The sequence below is a fragment of the Microbispora sp. H11081 genome (assembly GCF_012999535.1).
GTDB lineage: Bacteria > Actinomycetota > Actinomycetes > Streptosporangiales > Streptosporangiaceae > Microbispora.
On sequence record NZ_JABBWV010000018.1, the window covers coordinates 118536 to 136130 of the forward strand.

The following is a 17595-nucleotide window of genomic DNA, read 5'->3' on the forward strand; positions in this document are numbered from 1 at the left end:
GGGCCGCCGCACCGCCCGGCGTCAGACGGCCGGGCGGGACCGCGCGGAGGCCGCCACGGACGCGTCCACTGCCGCTTCCACGAGGGCACGGAACAGCGGGCCGCTGGTCGCGCGCTCGGACGCCTCCTCAGGGTGCCACTGCACGCCGAGGGCGAACCAGTCGCCCTCGGCCTCGATGGCCTCCACGATGCCGTCGGGGCTGACGGCCACCGCGCGCAGGCCGTCGCCGAGCCGGTCGACCGCCTGGTGGTGCCTGCTGTTCACGGTCGCGCGCACGCCGCCGAGCGCCGCGGCCAGGCGGCTTCCCTCGGTGATCTCGATCTCGTGCCACACCGTGGGCAGGTCGTCGCCGCCGTGGTCGCCCACTCCCGGCAGGTCGCCGATGTGCCCGTACAGCGTGCCGCCGAGCGCCACGTTGAGCACCTGCTCACCGCGGCACACGCCGAACAGCGGCACCTTGTCCTCGGCGGCCCAGCGGGCCAGGGCGATCTCCACGATGTCGAGGTCGGGCAGCGTCTCCTCCTCGCGCGGCGCCGCGCCGTACGAGATTGGGTCGACGTCCTTGCCGCCGGGCAGCAGCAGGCCGTCGCACATGGCGTAGAGGGCGCGCACGCCAGGGAGGTCCATCGGCGGGATCGGCAGCGGCACGCCGCCCGCGGCCCGCACCGAGGTGAAGAAGTCCGGAGTCTGCATCCAGCGTTCGCGCTTCCCCGGACGCCGCCAGGGGCGCAGGGGGACACCGATCAACGGCTGATCCACAGAGTCGAGTGTAAAGACGTCGAGGGGGCCCATAGTGAGCCATAACCGAGAAGTCCGGCGGAACTTCGCTCTGATCGCGGTGGAGGGAGTCGACGGCGCGGGCAAGTCCACGCTGGTGCGCGGGCTCGTCGCCGCCCTCGACGCAGGCCGCGACGCGGGCGGCGGGCGGGGCGCGCTGCTCGCCCGGCCGTGCCGCGAGATGGTCGGCGTGTTCCGCGCGCTCATCGAGACCCGCGACGACGAGTCCGTCCTCTACCAGGACGCGATCCCCGGCGACCTGCGCCACTCGCTCTACGTCATCGAGAACCTGCTCCAGTTCCGCTACCAGGGCCCGCTGTTCGAGCAGTACGACGCGGTCGTCTTCGACCGGTGGCTGCAGACGAACGCGGTCTACTGCGGGCCGGTCGAGGAGAACCGGGCGTGGTACGCACGGCTCGCCGACGCCGTCCCCAGGCCCGACGTGCTGTTCTGGCTGCGGGTGGACCCCGATCTCGCGTACCGCAGGCTGGTGGAGCGGTCCGACAGGTGGACGCGCGTCTACTCCCCGCGCGGGCTGCGCGACAAGCTGGAAGGGCTGTGCGCGGGCTACGAGCGGGAGATGCTCGGCGCGGGCGCGGTCGTCCTCGACGGCGCCGCCCCGCCTGAGGAGGTGCTCGCCCGCGCCACGGCGGTCCTCGCCGAGCACGGCCTGCCGGTCCCCGCGCTGAGCGAGTCGCCGTGAGGTACGCCCTCGTCGCCGACCTGCACGGGCGTGGTGACCGGCTGGAGCCGATCGCGCGGGCGGCGGCGGGGCACGGCGCCCGGCTCGTGCTGCTCGGCGACTACCTGGACGCGAAGGTCTCCAAGCGGGACGCGGCGGTGTGGCGGCCCGCGGCCGAACTCGTCGATCACGACGGGCCGCTGTGGGACCTGCTGGCCGGGCGGGCGGCGGAGGGCGGCCTCCTCCTGGGCAACCAGGAGGAGCGGATCAGGGACGCCCTGGCCGATCCCGGCGGGCCTGGCGCGGCCTCGTTACGGCCGCTGCTGTCCGCGCCCGCCCGGCTGCGTGCCGGCCGGGCCCTGCTGGTCCACGGGCACGAGTTCGACTGGTTCCGCGTCGAGGGCGGCGTGTGGGCGCCGAAGGCGGCCGCCCCCGTGGACGACGAGGTGACCTTCTACGGGCACAGCCACCAGCCCGCCCTCATCCGCCTGACCACGTCCCCCGGCGTCCTGACGTACGAGGTCCTGCGGGCGGTCGAGGGGGTGGCGGTGCCGGTCGACGGGGCGCACCTCGTCAACGTGGGCCCGGCGAAGGACGGCCACTGGCTGCTGTACGACGAGGAGGAGGGCACCGTCGCCTTCCACGGCGGCGCGCCCGTGGCAGGCGGCCGGTGCCGGGTCCGCCTGCCCCGCGAGGGCCGCGAAGGACGCGACGGCAGGCTCGTGATCATCGGTGGCGCGTCCCCGCGCGCCGCCGCCCGCCGCCTCGGCGTCGAGACGTTGTTCGTCGAACATCCCGCGCGCTTCGCGCCGCACCCCCTTGAGCTGGAGTCCGCAGGGCCGGAGCCCGCGGGGCCGGCGTCCGCGGGGCCGGCGTCCGCGGGGCCGGAGTCCGCGGGGCCTGCGTCCGCAGTGCTTGGGGAGCGGGCGCTGCTGCTCGACTACGAGCGCGACCGCGGCCTGCTCGGCGCGATGGCCGCCGCGCACCACCGGGAGTCGCCGTTGGCGGGCGCGCTGTCCATGACGGAACCCGGTCTGCTGCCCGCCGCCCGCCTCCGCGACGAGCTCGGCCTGCCCGGCGCCTCCGCCCGTACGACCGGTCTGCTGCGCGACAAGCGGCGCATGCGCGCCCTGCTCGACGGCCGCAGGGGGATGGCCGTCGCCTGGGCGGCGGGAACCGGCCCAGCCGACGTCGAGCGCTTCGCCGCCCGCCACGGCTACCCCTGCGTGGTCAAGCCCGTGGACGGTGCCGGGAGCGCGGCCGTGACCAGGGTGGACGGCCCGGCGTACGCGGCGGAGGCGGCCCGTCTCGCGGGCCCGGAGTTCATCGTCGAGGAGTTCCTCGACGGGCCCGAGGTGAGCGTCGAGAGCCTCAGCTTCGGCGGCGAGCACGTGATCGTCGCCGTCACCGGCAAGGGGCTGACGGCCGGCTTCGTGGAGATCTCCCATGTGGTGCCCGCCCCCCTGCCGCCGGGCGACCTGGAGCGGGTGGGCGACCTCGTGCGGACCTTCCTCGACCTGGCGGGGCTGCAGGACGGCCCTGCGCACACCGAGGTGGTGCTCACCGCCGGGGGCCCGAGACTCGTCGAGTCGCACGACCGCGTCGGCGGCGACCGCATCAACGACCTGGTCCGCCTGGCGTACGGCGTTGACATGGTGGAGGCCGCGGTCGCCTGGTTCGCGTACGGCGAGCGGCGCGTCACGGCGCCGGGGGAGGCCGCCAGGGGCGCCGCGGTGACGTTCCTCACCGCCCCTCTCAGCCGGGGCAGGGGCCTGGTCACGGCCGTGGACGGGGTCGAGGAGGCGCGCGCGGAGGCGCGGCTGGTGAAGGTGCGCGTGGGCCCGGGAGACACGGTGACGGCGGTGCGCGACTCCCACGACCGGCTCGGCTACGTGCTGGCCGACGGGCCGACCGGCCCCGAGGCGCTGGCCCGCAGCCGCGCGCTGGCCGCGCGGATCGAGTTCACCGTGAAGGAGCTCCCCCAGGACGGCGAAGAGCCGGGGAGTGCGGACGGCGAAGAGCCGGGGGGCGCCCGGTGAGGGGCGAGCGCGAGCCCCGGAGGTTCCTGCTGCTGACCTCGGACCGGGCCGAGCCCTTCGACCTGCTGGCCGGCGACCCCGGCGCCGAGCCGCTCGTCATCACCAAAGCGGCACACGCGGGCCGTTACCGGGAGGCCGCCGCCGTCGAGACCGTCGCCGACCTGGCCGACGTGACCGCCGTGCGCGACGCCGCCGCCCGCCTCGTTGGCGACGGCCTGCACGCGGTCGCCGCCGCCAACGAGCGCGCCCAGTTGTCCGCCGCCTTCGTGCGCTCCTACCACGGCGTGCGGGGCATGCCGTTCGACACGGCCGTCGCGTTCACCCGCAAGGACGTGATGAAGCGGGCGATCGTCGCGGCGGGCCTGCCGCACGTGCCGTTCCGCGCGATCGGCGGCCTCGACCGGCTGCCCGAGGCGGCCAAGGAGCTGGGCTGGCCCGTGGTGGTCAAGCCCGCCGTCGGCGCGGGGGCCCGCGACGTGGTGCGGCTGGAGGAGGACACGCCGCCGCCTGAGTCGCTCGCCCGGCTGCCCGCCCCGCTGGTCGTCGAGCGGTACGCCGAGATCGACAGGGAGCTGCACTGCGACGGCGTGGTCCACGACGGAAAGGTCGTGTTCGCGTCGGTGTCGCAGTATTTCCAGCGCGTCCTCAGCGTGGGCAACCGGTTCCTCGGCTCGTTCACCCTGCCCGAGGCCGACCCCGCCGCCGCCCTGACGCGGTCGCTGCACGAGGCGGCGGTCGCCGCGCTCGGCATGCGCGCGGGCGTCACCCACATGGAGGCGTTCGAGACCGGGGGAGAGCTGCTGTTCAGCGAGATCGCCTGCCGTCCCGGCGGCGGCGGCGTCGTCCAGGCGATCAGGGACCGGCACGGCGTGGACCTGTGGCGGGCGTTCGTCTCCACCGCGCTCGGCGACGACCCCGCGCCGCGCCCGGCCGACGGCGGCGGCGTGACGGGCTGGATCGGGCTGCCGGGCCGCAACGGCGTGGTGCGCGAGATCAGCGACGCCGCCGCACTCGCCGCCGTGCCCGGTGTCACGCACCTGACGATGCACCACCGGCCGGGCCAGCGGGTGGCGGCCCGGCACTCGTCGGTGTTCTACGCCGGCCTCGCGCTGTTCCGGGTGGACACGCCCCGCGAGGCGTACGGCGTGCAGCGGGAGCTCGCCCGCCGCTACGTGCTGGAGACCGAGCCCGACACCGAGCCCGACACCGAGCCCGACACCGAGCCCGACACAGGGCCCGAGACAGAACGGGAGACAGGCGCATGACGAAGGTGCTCGTGTACGGCTACGCCAAGGCGCTGCTCGACGCGGCGTGCGCCTTCCTCCCGCCGGGCTCCGTGGTCGTCGTCGAGGAGCCGGACCTCGTCGCCAGGCGCGGCCTCGCGGACCACGCCGCCCGGTGCCCGGTGGTCGCCCGGCTGGTCGTGGCCGAGCACATGGGCGCGGCGCCGGCCGTGCCGCCCGGCTGCGCGGACGCGACCGGCGTGCTCCCCGGGCTGGAGTACGGCGTGGAGTCCGCCGCGGGCGCCGCCGAGCTGCTCGGCCTGCCCGGAGCCACCTCGGGGGCGGCGCGGATCCTGCGCGACAAGGCGCTGCTGCGCGAGGCGACCTCCGCCGCGGGCGTGCCCAACCCCGAATGGGCCGAGGTGGCGACCCCAGGGCAGGCCCGCGCCGCCGTGACGCGGTTCGGCGGCCACGCCGTGCTGAAACCCGCCAACCGGCAGGCCAGCCTGGGCGTGCAGCTCCTCGGGCCGGGCGACTCGGTCGAGGAGGCGTGGCGCCGGATGACGGGCGTGGAGGAGACCGCGTTCGTCCCCGACCGCGGGATGCCCGCCCGATATCTGGCCGAGCGCCGCCTCAGGGGGCTGGAATACAGCACGGAGGCGTTCGTGAGGGACGGTGAGATCGTCTTCTTCAACCCCACGCTGAAGCGGGTCGCCCCTGGGCCGAACCCCGTCGAGATCGGGCACGTGGTGCCCGCGCCGCTCGGCGGGCCGGAGGCCGCGCGGCTGCGTGAGCTGACCGCCAGGCTCGTCGCCGCCACCGGCTACCGCACCGGCGTGCTGCACGCGGAGTGGATCGACGACGGCGGTTTCCACCTGGTGGAGTGCGCGGGACGCATGCCGGGGGACGGCATCTTCGACCTCGTCGAGCGGGCGTACGGCTTCTCCCCTGTCCGGGCGTTCGTCGAGCTGATGTGCGGCGCCGCCCCCACCCTGCCCGGCGCGGCGCGTGCCGGCGCGGCCGTGCGCTTCGTCACCGCCCCGCCGGGCCGGGTCGCGCACGCCGAGTGGCCGCCGTACGAGGGGGCCGAGTGCGTGCTCACGGCACGCCCCGGCGACGTCGTGGGGGAGCTGAGGTCGTCCTGGGACCGGCTGGGCCACGCCGTCGCCACCGGCCGCACCGGCCGGGAGGCCGAGGAGCGGGTGGTCAAGGCGGTGTCCCTGCTGTCCCTGCGCACGGAGGAGGAGGCGCTGCGGTGATCGGCCGGCTCGGGGTCTTCGCCGCGGCGGCGCTCGTGCCGCGCACCTCCCACGGGCGGTGGCTGGCCGGGTCCGGCGCGGTCGACGCGTTCGGCACCGGCCTGTTCGTCACCGGCTCCGCCCTCTACTTCACCCAGGTGGTCGGGCTCACCCCCGGCCAGGTGGGTCTCGGCCTCACGCTGGCGGCGCTGTCGGGCTTCCTGGCCGCGGTGCCGATCGGGATGGTGGCCGACCGGCTGCGGGCCGGCCGCGTCTATCTCGCCCTGCAGGTGTGGCGCAGCGCCGGTTACGTCGCGTACGGCCTGGCGGGCGACTTTCCCACGTTCGTGGTCGTCGCCTGCCTGATCGGGCTGGCAGACACCGCCGTGCCCCCGGTCTGGCAGGCCATGACGGCGGCGGCGGTCCCGGCCGAGCACCGGGTCGACACCCTCGCCAAGGCGAGGGCCGTCCGCAACATCGGCTTCGGCCTGGGCGCGCTGTCTGCGGCCGTGGTCATCCACATCGGCACGCGGCAGGCGTTCATGGCGCTGGTCTTCGCCAACGCCGTCACGTACGCCGTGGAGGCGGTGCTGCTGCGGCGGGCCGGGTTCGGGCGCCTGGAGACCGCCGGGCCCGCGGGGCAGACGCGGCGCGACCTCGGCGGCGACGCCCGCTATGTGGCGTCCGCGCTGCTGAACGGCGTGCTGACCTACCACATGCCGCTGCTGTCCCTCGGACTGCCGCTGTGGATCGTGACCGCCACGACCGTCCCGCCCGCGATGATCGGCGTGCTGGTCGCCGTCAACACCGCGCTGGCCGTGCTGCTGCAGGCGCGGCTGGCCCGCTCCGCCGTGACGCTGCCCGGCGCCGCGGGCAGCATGGTCAAGGCGGGGCTGTCGCTCGCCGCGTTCGGCGTCACCGCCTTCCTGCTGGCCTACGTCGGCGCGCCCTGGGTCGCCGCGGCCGTCGCCGTGGCCGCCGTGATCCTGCTCACCGGGGGCGAGCTGTGGCAGTCGGCCGGAGCATGGACCATCTCCTACGAGCTGGCCCCGCCGGAGCGGCGGGCGCGCTACCTGGCCACCTACCAGCTGGGGGCGGCCCTCCAGGGCATACTCGCGCCCCTCGTCATCACGGGCGTCGTGCTGCGCCTGTCCGGCGGGTGGCTGCTGTTCGCCGCGGTCGCTGCGGTGGCGGGCCTGCTGCACCGGCCCCTCGCGCACGCGCGGCGCGCGGCGGCCAGGCCCCCCGAGCCTGCGTCCCCCGAGCCGGCGACCTGAGGAAGAGGGCACATGGTCAGACGACTGGTGCTGTGGCGGCACGGCCGTACGGCTTGGAACGCCGACGACCGCTTCATGGGGCACACCGACGTGCCCCTGGACGCCACGGGGGAGGCGCAGGCGACGCGGGCCGCGGCCGTGCTCGCGGCGGTACGGCCGGACGCGCTGGTCACCTCTGACCTGTCCAGGGCCGTGTCGGCCGCCGCCGCGCTCGGGCGGCTCGCCGGGCTCGTCCCGGTGCCCGACGCCGGCCTGCGCGAGCGGTACGGCGGGTCGCTGGAGGGCCTGCGCGACGGCGAGATCGACGACCTGCTCGCGCGGACCGGCAAGCACCTGGAGGACTTCGGCGTCGAGTCGGACGCGGAGGTGGCGGAGCGGGTGGCCGCCTCGGCCGTACGGGTGACGGCCGGCCTGGCCGACGGCGGCGCGGCGGTCCTCGTCAGCCACGGCGCGGCCATCCGCCTCTGCATCGTCCGCCTGCTCGGCCTGCCCGCGGCACTGTGGCCGTGCGTGGTGTCGCCCGCGAACGGCAACTGGTCGGTGCTCGCCGAGGACGGCGGCGTCTGGCGCCTGGTCCGTCACGACGTGGCCGCATGACGGGCGTCAGGTCGCGGCGTTGGCGCGGGGAGCCGTCACACGCCGGAGGCGGGAACCCAGCCGAGCGCGGCGGCCTTGACCCCGGCCTGGAAGCGGCTGCCCGATTCCAGCACCTCCATCAGTTCGGTGATCAGACGGCGCAGGGTGCGCTGGGAGATCCCGAGGTTGCGGGCGATGGTCTCGTCCTTCATCCCCGCGGCGAGCATGCGCACGACGGCCTTCTGCTGCTCGCTCAGGTCCTGCGGCGCCGGCGGGTCGAGCGCCTCCGAGCCGAGCGCGGCCGAGGTCGCCCAGCACCAGTCGAAGACGTGCCGGAAAAGCCCGGTCAACGCGTGCCCGTGAATGGCGAGAACGGCGGTGGTCCCCTGGAACGCAGGAATGGCAGCGATCGTCAGGAAATGATCAAACGTCATGATGCTCACAGGCGCGGAGGGGGTCAACCGGATATCCACGCCATCTCGCTGTAACATTCGCAGGCGATTCGCGGCGCGCATGGAACGCGCCATTGAGCACAGATGAACGGCGCGCATCCGGACGCCGTTGCCGATAATTCGGCGATGCCATGAGCTGCCGAATTCGGTGTCCGCGCAGCGGCCCGGGAAATCCATGCCGAGAACGAGCACCTCGTGGTAGGCCACGGCCGTCGCGTCCCGCAGCAGGGCGGTCACCTCGTCGTCGCCGACCACGATGTCCACCCGGGTGTCGCTGGGCCTCGGGTTGCGCAGCGACAGGAACTGCGAGGCCAGCGTGTCGAGCGCCGCGCTGGTCCGCTGCAGTTCGTCGACACGGGCGCTGAGCGTGGTCTTCTGCTCGCGCAGCAGGTTGACCAGGGCCGCCTCGGCGGAGCGCGCCGCCATGCCGCTGGGCGCGAGTTCGTCGCGTTCGAGGAGTCCGAGGTCGCGCATCAGCGACAGCGCCGCCGAGACCTCCGTGTGCGTGATGCCGAGTTTGGCCTGCAGCCGTTCCGGCGTCCAATCCGGATCATCGAGGATGAGCTGGTAAACGCGCTGAACCTGCGTTCTGCCGTCCACGGATTCCATGCCTGCCCCCAGGTCATGTCGATTCGATCCACTTTAAGCACCGGGAGCCGCCGTTCACAAGAATGCCATTGTTGTCGGCCGAAATCACTTACCGTTAACAGCGCGGAGCCGAAACATACAATTGACAAACCTCACCGTTCCGCCGTGTTATGTTCCTCGGGTACCCCTGATCAATACGAGCCGATTGTTGGTGAAAGGGGGTGTCCCATGGATATCGAGCAGATCGCGGAGCGCATCGAGCGCCTCACCAGCCGCCTCGACATGGTCATTCCTGACTAGCACCGGTGCCGTCGTGGTCCCGGGTCACACCGGGACCACCCCAACCATGGAGAGAAGTGTGTCCACGGCCATCCGCAGCCTGCTCGACCGCCACGTGCCCGCCGGCACCGTCTTCGACTACACGCTCCACGAGCCCGCGCTGGGGAGCATGCCCCTCGGGCCGCACCTGCTGCCCTTCGCCCTGTACGGCAAGTTCGGCGGCTCCCCCGGAACGGACCTGCTCGACCGGGTGCGGGGCGAGGTCGTCTCCGTCGGCGGCGTCTCCGTTCTCTGGCTCGACGACGAGCCGGGCCGTGAGCTGACGCCGCACCTCCCGCTGCCCTCCCACCGGCCGCTGCCGCACAAGCCGGAGCTGCGCGAGCTGCTGGTCTCGGCCATCGGCCACCTGGCCGCCTTCCCGCCGGCGCTCGGCCTGTTCGCCGCGTACATCCGCGTCGTCGCCCTGGTGGAGCTGCGGGAGGACCACCGCGGCAGGGACAGCCAGATCACCACCTCGTCCTTCCCCGTGCTGCCGTTCTGCGCCTTCTTCTCCGAGCGCTCCTTCCGGCAGCTGCCGCCCCGGTGCGTGAGCACCGTGCCGTCCCCCCGGTTCCTGAGCGAGAACCTCTACCACGAGGCCATCCACCAGGCCCTGACGATCCAGCTCCTGCTCACCGACGTGCTCGCGCCCGACTACGACAGCGCGACCTCCCCCAAGGTGGACATCTACTGGCGGGAGGAGGAGGACCTCCAGGCGGAGCACGGCGGATCCAAGGGCAACCAACAGTGGGAGATCGACCGGGTGCTCCACGCCGCCGTCGTCTACGGCCACGTGCTGGAGTATCGCCTGCACCAGCTCGCCGACCCCACGCTCCTGCCGTACGAGCGGGCGCTGTTCCAGGACGCGGTCCGCACCGGCGCCGAGTCGGTCCGGTACCTGTCGGCGGCGCTGCGCGAGCACGGCGGGCACTTCACCCCGGCCGGGCTGGCCCTGGTGACGGAGCTGTGCGACGCGGTCGAGGACCTGGCCGCGTCGGCGGCGTGACGCTCGGCCCCGCCTTCGTCCGCCTGTGGCTCGCGGGCGGGGCGAGCCAGTTCGGCACCCAGGTCACGGTGCTCGCGCTGCCGCTCGTCGCGCTGCACGACCTGGACGCGGGAGAGCTGGGGGTGGGCGCGTTGTTCGCCGCGTCCTTCCTTCCCTACGTGGTCGTCGGGCTGCCCGCCGGCGCGCTGGTCGACCGGTGGGACCACCGCACGGTCCTGCTGGCGTGCGACGCGGCCCGCGCCGTCCTGCTGCTGGCGGTCCCCGCCGCGATGGCCGCCGGACTGCTCAGCCTCTGGCTGCTGATCGCGGTGGCCGCGCTGGTCGGCACCGCGACCGTGTTCTCCGAGGTCGCGGCGTCCGCTGTGCTGCCGTCGATCGTCGCGGCCGAGGACCTCACCCGGGCCAACGCCAGGATCGAGACCACCCGGGCCACCGCCCTGGTGCTTGGCCCCGGGCTCGGCGGCGTGCTGATCAGGGTGGCCGGGGCCGCTCCGGCGGTCGTGGCGGACATCGCCAGCTACGCCGTGTCGTTCGCGCTGCTCCTCGGAACGCCCCGCACGCCCGCCCGTACGCGGGACGGCGGCCGTCCCGCCCTGCGCGCGGAGATCGCGGAAGGGCTGCGCTTCGTGGTGCGGCACCGGATCCTGCGCCCGGTCCTGACCGGCTACTCCGCCAGCGTCTTCTTCATCGGCATGTACCAGGCGATGTCGATCCTCTACATGACCGAGGTGATCCACCTCGGCAGCGCGCAGATCGGGATCGTCATGGGGCTCGGCAACCTCGGCTTCGTGGGCGGCGCGCTGCTCAGCAGGAGGATCGCCGGCTGGATCGGGACGGGCGGCGCCATCGTCGCCGCGCTCGGGCTGCTGGCCACGGGCTTCCTGGTCAGTGCGGCGGCCGGGGGCTGGTGGGCCATGCCGTGCCTGGTGCTCGGGCAGATCGTGAGCAGCCTCGGCACGCCCGTCTACAACGTGAACCTCATCACGCTGCGGCAGACGATCACCCCGGCCGGTCTCATCGGCCGGGTCACCGCGGCCTCCCGCACGCTCGGGCGCGGCCTGGTGCCTGTCGGGGCGATGGCGGGGGCGGGCATCGCCACCGTGGCGGGGCCGCGGGCGAGCGTGGTCGCCGCGGGAGTCGGCGGCCTGCTCGCCCTGCTTCCCCTGCTGGCCTCGCCCGTGCCGTCGATGCGCACGCTCGACCGGCCCGTGACGGACGTCTCCTGATCCGCCGCCCCGAAGGGCTCACTCTCCCAGGATCGCGTCGAGCTGCCCGGCCAGCGCGGCGGCGTCCGTGAAGCGGACGGCCCTGATGCCGAGTTCGCCCGCCGCCTCGACGTTGCGCGCCGAGTCGTCCACGAACAGCGTCGACCCCGCGTCCGCGCCCATGAGGGCGAGGGCCGCCGAGAACGCCTCGGGGTCCGGCTTCGTCCGCCCGAGCACGCAGGTGAAGGCCAGCGCGTCGAAGCGGCCCGCCACCTCGGGGAAGGCGCGCGGCAGCGCGTCGAGCAGCAGCGGGCCGTTGTCGGTGAACAGCCCGGTGCGGCGCGGCCGTACGCGGTCGACCAGCGCGAGCACCTCGGGATCGGGCTCGAAGGCCCTGCACCACAGGTCCTGGAGCAGGCGCAGGTCCCCGGTGAAGCCGAGACCGTCGCGCACCCGCAGGAGGATGTCGTCCTGCGAGGCCTCACCGAGGTCGCACAGGTGGTCGAAGCCGGACGAGAACAGCACTTCCTCCACCCGCTCCGCGGGGACCCGGCAGGCGTCGGCCAGGCCGGCCAGGCGGCGTTCGGGGCGGAAGCGGCAGACGACCCCGCCGAGATCGAACAGCACCGCGTCGACGCTCATGCCCGTCCCTCCCGCCCGATCTCCCCGACGTACGCGATGTTCGCGAGGTCCACGGGGTCGGTGCTTGGCGCGGTGGCGAACCAGGCGTCCAGGATCTCCGTCAGAACCTGCCGGGAGGTGAGACGGAGGCTGAGCGCCAGCACGTTGGCGTCGTTCCACTCGCGGGCGCCGGCGGCGGTGGCGGCATCCGTGCACAGGGCCGCCCGCGCTCCCGCTACCTTGTTTGCCGAGATGGACGCGCCGGTGCCGGTCCAGCAGCAGACCACGGCCTGCTCGGCGCGGCCCTCCGCGACATCCCTGGCCGCGGCGGAGCAGCACCACGCCCAGTCTGTCCGGTCGCCCGGGGCCAGCGCTCCATAGAGTGTGACTGAATGGCCACGCCGTTCCACCTCGGCGGCGAGCACCGACGCGACTCCGTCGCGGCTGTCCGAGGCCAGGGATATACGCATGTCGTCAATTGTGGACACCGAGTGCGAAGATCGCACAGAATCGCTGGTGGTGAGAGGCATCAAGGAGCAGGACACAGCGCTGGACACTCCTGGCCAGGGAGCTGTCCTCGTCGTCGAGCCTCTGCTGCCGCAGCGGATCCGCCGTCCTTCCGACGCGTTGCGGTTCCTGCTCACGCTGCTGGCCCTCGGCGCCGTCGTACTGCTGGCCCTGGCCCTGCAGCGCACGCTGAACGGGCTGGAGACCGACGTCCAGGCGGGCACCGGCCGCGCCCCCGACGTGCTGTCGGCCGCCGCCGGGCTGCTCGGCGGCGTCTCCGTTCTCATCGTCCCGGTGGCGTTCGCCGTCGAGCGGGTCTTCCACCGCGACGGCATGCGGGTCACCCAGGGGCTGATCGCCGCGATCCTCGCCCTTCTCGTGTCGTACGCGCTGGACGAGTGGCTGGTCCAGGTGGGCTCGGCCGACCTGGTGCAACTGCTCACCGGCGGCAGGGACGTCGAGCCGCTCAACACCGTGCTCACCCCCGCCATCGCCTACGCCACCGCGGTGCGGATGGGGCGGCGGCCCCACTGGCGGGCGCTCATGTGGGTCGCGCTCGCCCTGGACGTGTTCGCGCTCTTCACGGCCACCAAGGTCACCGCGCTGGGCGTGATCCTCACCTACGTCGTCGGCCTCGCCGTCGGGTTCGGCACGTTGTACGGCATCGGCAGCGCGAACACCAGGCCGCCGGGCAGCACCGTGCTGGCCGCGCTGCGCAAGCTCGGGTTCACCCCGGTCAGCGCGAGGCGGGTGGAGGACGACAGCTCGGGCAGCCGCCGCTACCTGGTCGGCCTCGTCGGCGACCGGCGGATCGACGTGACCGTGCTCGACCGCGACCGGCAGGTGGCGGGCGTCGTCTACCGCCTGTGGCGGCGCTTCCTGCTCAACAACGAGACCCGGCGCAGGGCCATCCGCTCGCTGCGCGCCGAGCTCGAACGCGAGGCCCTCATGGCGTACGCCGCGCAGGCCGCCGGGGTGCGGCTGCCGCGCCTGCTCGGCACGAGCGAGGTCGGCACGGAGGCCGCGCTGCTCGCGTACGAGCACGTGGACACCCGGCCGGTCGACGACCTGAGTGACGAGGAGTTCGACGACAGGCTGCTGGCCCGGATGTGGGAGCAGGTGCGGCTGCTGCACGCGCACCGCCTGGCCCACCGCCACCTGACCGGGGAGAGCATCCACGTCGACGCCGACAGGAACGTCTACCTCGTGGACGCCCGCAGCGGCGAGATCGCGGCGGGCGACCTGCTGCTGCGGCTCGACATCGCCCAGCTCCTCGCCTACCTCGGCACGCGGGTGGGGGCGGAGCGGGCCGTCGCGTCGGCGGCGAAGGTGCTGGGGGAGGACACGCTCGCCGGGGCGATGCCGCTGCTCCAGCGGATCGCGCTGAGCCGGGAGACCAGGACCGCCGCCCGCCGGGACAAGAAGCTCCTGCCCGCCATCCGCGAGCAGATCACCGCGCTGAAGCCGCAGGCCGAGGTCCAAGAGGTGCGGCTGGAGCGGTTCCGTCCCAGGACGCTGGTGACGATCATCGTCAGCGCGCTCGGCGCGTATTTCCTGCTCTCCCAGCTCAGCCAGGTCAACCTGATCACCGTGCTCACCACGGCCAACTGGGCGTGGAGCGGCGTCGCGCTGGTCGCGGGCGCGCTGAGCTACGTCGCGGCGGCGATCATGCTGCGCGGGTTCGTGCCGGAGCCGCTGCCGCTCGGCCGCACGGTCCTGGCCCAGCTCGCCGCGTCCTTCGTGAAGCTGGTCGCCCCCGCCGCCGTCGGCGGCGTCGCGCTCAACACCCGCTACCTGCAGAAGCGAGGCGTCCCGCCGGGAGCGGCGGTGACCAGCGTCGGGGCTTCGCAGCTCATCGGCCTGGCCATGCACATCGCGCTGCTGCTGCTGTTCGGCTATCTCACCGGCACGCAGGCCGCGCCGTCCCTCACCCCGTCGCGGGGCCTGCTCGTGGTGCTGCTCGGCGTCGCGGTGCTCTTCCTGATCGTGCTCGCCGTGGGGCCGCTGCGCCGCGTGCTGACCACCCGGCTGCGCTCCATGTTCTCGGGAGTGATCCCGCGGCTGCTCGACGTGGTGCAGTCGCCCAAGAAGATGATCGAGGCGGTGGGCGGGACCCTGCTGCTCACCCTGAGCTTCGTGATCTGCCTGGAGGCGTGCGTGCTGGCCTTCGGCGGCGAGGTCAGCTTCACGGCCGTCGCTGTGGTGTTCCTGGCCGGCAACGCCATCGGCTCGGCCGCCCCGACCCCCGGCGGGCTGGGTGCGGTGGAGTACGCCCTGTCGCTGGGCCTGCAGGTCGCGGGCGTGCCGGGACCGATCGCCACCTCGGCCGTGCTGCTGTTCCGGCTGATGACGTTCTGGCTGCCGGTCCTCCCCGGCTGGGCGTCCTTCGCCTACCTGCAGCGCAAGAACGCCCTGTAGACGCGATCCCCGGGGGCGGCCGGTGACACGGCCTCGGGCCGGGGCCGCGCCGGTGGGCGCCGCCCGCCGAGCCCGCCGTCCACGCCGATGGCGTGCTGCCCGAATTGCCGAAGGCCGAGCAGCGGGTGAGGTGCACGCTCCTGGGGGGCTACCCGACCATCGGCCTGGAACCGCCGGCCACGGTCGCGGGACTGGCGCGGACCAGTCCCGCGACCGTGCTGCGGCTGGCCGACCGGCACTTGGCTCACTCGGTCAGGCCGACTCGGTCCAGAATCCAGGAGAGCGCGAAAGCCTCCTCACGCCAGGCGTCGTAACGGCCGCTGCGGCCTCCGTGGCCGGCGCCCATCTCGGTCTTCAGCAGGAACGGGCCACCCTGGGCGACGGCACGGAGCCGGGCGACCCACTTGGCCGGCTCGTGGTAGAGCACCCGTGTGTCGTTCAGGCTGGTGGTCGCCAGGATCGGCGGGTACGTCCGGCCGTCGACGTTCTCGTACGGCGAGTAGGTCTTCATGTAGGCGTAGACCTCGGGGTCGTGCAGCGGATCCCCCCACTCGTCCCACTCGGTCACGGTGAGCGGCAGCGACGGGTCGAGGATCGTGTTCAGCGCGTCCACGAAAGGGACCTCGGCGAGGATCCCGGCGAACTCCTCCGGCGCGAGGTTGGCGACCGCGCCCACGAGCAGGCCACCGGCGGAGCCGCCCCTGGCGATGATCCGGTCGGACCATCCCTCGGCCTTCAGATGCCGAGCGCACGCCACGAAGTCGGTGAAGCTGTTCTTCTTCCTGGTCAGCTTGCCGTCCTCGTACCACGGGCGGCCCATCTCGCCGCCCCCGCGCACGTGGGCGATCGCGAACACGAACCCCCGGTCGAGAAGGGAGAGCCGGGCGACCGAGAAGTAGGGATCGATGGACGACTCGTAGCTGCCGTAGCCGTAGAGCAGGGTGGGAGCGGGCCGGCTCGCGCCCTTCCTGACCACGATCGAGATCGGCACCCTGGTGCCGTCGGGAGCGGTGGCCCACTCGCGGAACTGCTCGTAGTCGGCGGGGTCGTAGCCGCCGAGCACCGCCCGCTGCTTCAGCAGGATCAGCTCGCCGGACCGCAGGTCGTAGTCGTAGACCGACGGCGGCGTCACCATCGAGGTGTAGCTGAGGCGCAGCCTGCCCGTCTCGAACTCCGCGTTGCCGGTCGGCGCCACGTCGTACAGCGACTCAGGGAACGAGATCTCGTACGGCTCGCCCCCGGCACCCGGCAGGATCCTGATGCCGGTGAGGCCGTCGCGGCGGAAGTGCACGCTGACGTGGTCCTTGAAGGCGTCCACGTCGAGCAGCCGGGTGTCGTCTCTGTGCTCGATCAGCGGAGTCCAGCTCCCCGGATCGTCGATGGGAGCCCACGCCAGCTCGAAGTTGACCGCCCCGTCGTTGTGCAGGATGAGGAAGCGGTCGGCCGCGTGCTCGACGCCGTACTCCACGCCGGTCCGCCGGGGCCGGACGACCCTGAACTCGCCGTCGGGAGTGTCCGCGTCGAGGACCCGGACCTCGCTGGTGATCTTGCTGCCCGCGGTCAGCACCAGGTAGCGCTGGCTGCGGGTCAGCCCGATGCCCACCCAGAAGCGCTCGTCGTCCTCTTGATAGACGACGACGCTCTCGGCCGAGCCGAGCGTGTGCCGGTGGATCCGGTAGGGGCGCCAGGCCTCGTCCACCGTGGTGTAGAAGAACGTGGAGCCGTCGGCCGACCAGGCGCCGCCGTAGAAGACCCCCGGGATCTCGTCAGGGAGCAGCTCGCCCGTCGTCAGGTCCTTGAACCGGAGGGTGAAGCGCTCGTCGCCGGAGAAGTCGGTCGAGTAGGCGAGCTTCGTGCCGTCAGGGCTGATCGCACTCGTGCCGACGGAGAAGAACGGGCTGTCGCCGGCGAGCTCGTTGCCGTCGAGGATCACCTGTTCGCCCGGAAGCGGCGTGCCCGGCTCCAGGCGCGGCGGACTGTCGTCCTCGGCGGCCACGCGGCACTGGATGCCGTACTGCTTGCCCTCTTCGGTGCGGGAGTAGTACCACCAGGCGCCCTTGCGGGTGGGCACCGACAGGTCCGTCTCCAGGGTCCTGCCCTTGATCTCCTTGAAGACGACCTCCTGCAGGTCCTGCAGGTGGCCGGTCATCTCCTGGGTATAGGCGTTCTCCGCCTCCAGGTAGGCGATGGTGTCGGGGTCGTCCTTCTTGAGCAGCCACGCGTACTCGTCGATGACGGTGTCACCGTGATGCGTGCGCTCCAGGGAGACCTTCTTCGCTACAGGCGGCATGTCGCTCACGCGCCAAAGTCTATGGTCGGGATGGTCCCGCCAAGGCTCCTCGCCGCAGGCCTGTGGACAACCGGTGACGGCACGCGGCACGGCCGGGCGGCCCAGGAAGCGGAGTCCCGCGAGCGGGAATAGACCGGGAGCTCCCGGTGTTCTTCTCGTCCCGGGTCATGGCAGTGCCGGACCCTGGTAATCTTGTGGTGTCGGCGCGGTTCGGCGCACTCCTCTTCAGTCACTTCGGTGGTTGTGTTGGCTGTGCGCGGGCCGGTGGTCGGTGTTCTCTCGTGGTCTTGCTGGGGTTGCTGGTCCGGTTTTGCGTCGGGCTGGGGGTTCGGGTAAGTTCGAGGGGTTGTCCCGGAAACGGGGCGGTCGAATTCCTGT

14 protein-coding genes are annotated in these 17595 nt (G+C 73.1%); 9 read left to right on the plus strand and 5 right to left on the minus strand.

The window, feature by feature from the left end:
* Positions 1-21: 21 nt before the first annotated feature.
* Positions 22-759: a gamma-glutamyl-gamma-aminobutyrate hydrolase family protein gene (locus HHX31_RS30585; RefSeq protein ID WP_169952729.1), complete on the minus strand. Its 738-nt coding sequence runs from the start codon at positions 757-759 to the stop codon at positions 22-24.
* 34 nt (positions 760-793) lie between these two features.
* Here HHX31_RS30585 and HHX31_RS30590 point away from each other — a divergent pair, with 34 nt between their 5' ends.
* The 6 genes from HHX31_RS30590 to HHX31_RS30615 are packed head-to-tail and all read left to right on the plus strand — an operon-like array spanning position 794 to position 7833.
* Positions 794-1480 (plus strand): thymidylate kinase, encoded by a 687-nt coding sequence (locus HHX31_RS30590; protein WP_169952731.1) that lies wholly within the window; start codon positions 794-796, stop codon positions 1478-1480.
* Positions 1477-3498 (plus strand): ATP-grasp domain-containing protein, encoded by a 2022-nt coding sequence (locus tag HHX31_RS35870; RefSeq protein ID WP_169952733.1) that lies wholly within the window; start codon positions 1477-1479, stop codon positions 3496-3498. The genes HHX31_RS30590 and HHX31_RS35870 overlap by 4 nt, the downstream gene beginning before the upstream one ends.
* Positions 3495-4763 (plus strand): ATP-grasp domain-containing protein, encoded by a 1269-nt coding sequence (locus HHX31_RS30600; protein WP_169952735.1) that lies wholly within the window; start codon positions 3495-3497, stop codon positions 4761-4763. The genes HHX31_RS35870 and HHX31_RS30600 overlap by 4 nt, the downstream gene beginning before the upstream one ends.
* Positions 4760-5980 (plus strand): ATP-grasp domain-containing protein, encoded by a 1221-nt coding sequence (locus tag HHX31_RS30605; RefSeq protein WP_169952737.1) that lies wholly within the window; start codon positions 4760-4762, stop codon positions 5978-5980. Before HHX31_RS30600 ends, HHX31_RS30605 begins: the two co-directional genes overlap by 4 nt.
* The gene (locus tag HHX31_RS30610) at positions 5977-7236 is read left to right on the plus strand and encodes an MFS transporter (RefSeq protein WP_169952739.1); all 1260 of its coding nucleotides are present in this window, start codon (positions 5977-5979) and stop codon (positions 7234-7236) included. Before HHX31_RS30605 ends, HHX31_RS30610 begins: the two co-directional genes overlap by 4 nt.
* Positions 7237-7248: 12 nt before the next feature.
* Complete coding sequence (locus tag HHX31_RS30615; RefSeq protein ID WP_169952741.1) at positions 7249-7833, plus strand: histidine phosphatase family protein; 585 nt, start codon at positions 7249-7251, stop codon at positions 7831-7833.
* A gap of 35 nt (positions 7834-7868) precedes the next feature.
* Here HHX31_RS30615 and HHX31_RS30620 read toward each other — a convergent pair whose 3' ends face one another.
* Positions 7869-8873: a LuxR C-terminal-related transcriptional regulator gene (locus tag HHX31_RS30620; protein WP_169952743.1), complete on the minus strand. Its 1005-nt coding sequence runs from the start codon at positions 8871-8873 to the stop codon at positions 7869-7871.
* Between the two features lie 337 nt (positions 8874-9210).
* Here HHX31_RS30620 and HHX31_RS30625 point away from each other — a divergent pair, with 337 nt between their 5' ends.
* Complete coding sequence (locus HHX31_RS30625) at positions 9211-10176, plus strand: hypothetical protein (protein WP_169952745.1); 966 nt, start codon at positions 9211-9213, stop codon at positions 10174-10176.
* On the plus strand, positions 10173-11402 hold the full coding sequence (locus HHX31_RS30630; protein WP_169952747.1) for an MFS transporter: 1230 nt from the start codon (positions 10173-10175) through the stop codon (positions 11400-11402). The genes HHX31_RS30625 and HHX31_RS30630 overlap by 4 nt, the downstream gene beginning before the upstream one ends.
* A gap of 18 nt (positions 11403-11420) precedes the next feature.
* Here the strand turns inward: HHX31_RS30630 and HHX31_RS30635 are convergent, their stop codons facing one another.
* On the minus strand, positions 11421-12023 hold the full coding sequence (locus HHX31_RS30635) for an HAD family phosphatase (protein ID WP_169952749.1): 603 nt from the start codon (positions 12021-12023) through the stop codon (positions 11421-11423).
* A complete protein-coding gene (locus HHX31_RS30640; RefSeq protein WP_169952751.1) occupies positions 12020-12472 on the minus strand; it encodes an RpiB/LacA/LacB family sugar-phosphate isomerase in 453 nt (150 codons plus the stop codon). The genes HHX31_RS30635 and HHX31_RS30640 overlap by 4 nt, the downstream gene beginning before the upstream one ends.
* Positions 12473-12521: 49 nt before the next feature.
* Between HHX31_RS30640 and HHX31_RS30645 the strand changes: the two genes are divergently transcribed.
* A complete protein-coding gene (locus HHX31_RS30645; protein WP_311932345.1) occupies positions 12522-14927 on the plus strand; it encodes a lysylphosphatidylglycerol synthase transmembrane domain-containing protein in 2406 nt (801 codons plus the stop codon).
* Positions 14928-15171: 244 nt separating this feature from the next.
* Here the strand turns inward: HHX31_RS30645 and HHX31_RS30650 are convergent, their stop codons facing one another.
* On the minus strand, positions 15172-17217 hold the full coding sequence (locus HHX31_RS30650; protein WP_169952761.1) for a S9 family peptidase: 2046 nt from the start codon (positions 17215-17217) through the stop codon (positions 15172-15174).
* Between the last annotated feature and the right edge of the window lie 378 nt (positions 17218-17595).

Excerpts from the sequence above, each read along its gene's own strand:
- HHX31_RS30605 (WP_169952737.1), top strand. The coding sequence starts at position 4,760 with ATGACGAAGGTGCTCGTGTACGGCTACGCCAAGGCGCTGCTCGACGCG.
- HHX31_RS30615 (WP_169952741.1), top strand. The coding sequence starts at position 7,249 with ATGGTCAGACGACTGGTGCTGTGGCGGCACGGCCGTACGGCTTGGAAC.
- HHX31_RS30620 (WP_169952743.1), bottom strand. The coding sequence starts at position 8,873 with ATGGAATCCGTGGACGGCAGAACGCAGGTTCAGCGCGTTTACCAGCTC.
- HHX31_RS30635 (WP_169952749.1), bottom strand. The coding sequence starts at position 12,023 with ATGAGCGTCGACGCGGTGCTGTTCGATCTCGGCGGGGTCGTCTGCCGC.
- HHX31_RS30640 (WP_169952751.1), bottom strand. The coding sequence starts at position 12,472 with ATGCGTATATCCCTGGCCTCGGACAGCCGCGACGGAGTCGCGTCGGTG.
- HHX31_RS30650 (WP_169952761.1), bottom strand. The coding sequence starts at position 17,217 with ATGCCGCCTGTAGCGAAGAAGGTCTCCCTGGAGCGCACGCATCACGGT.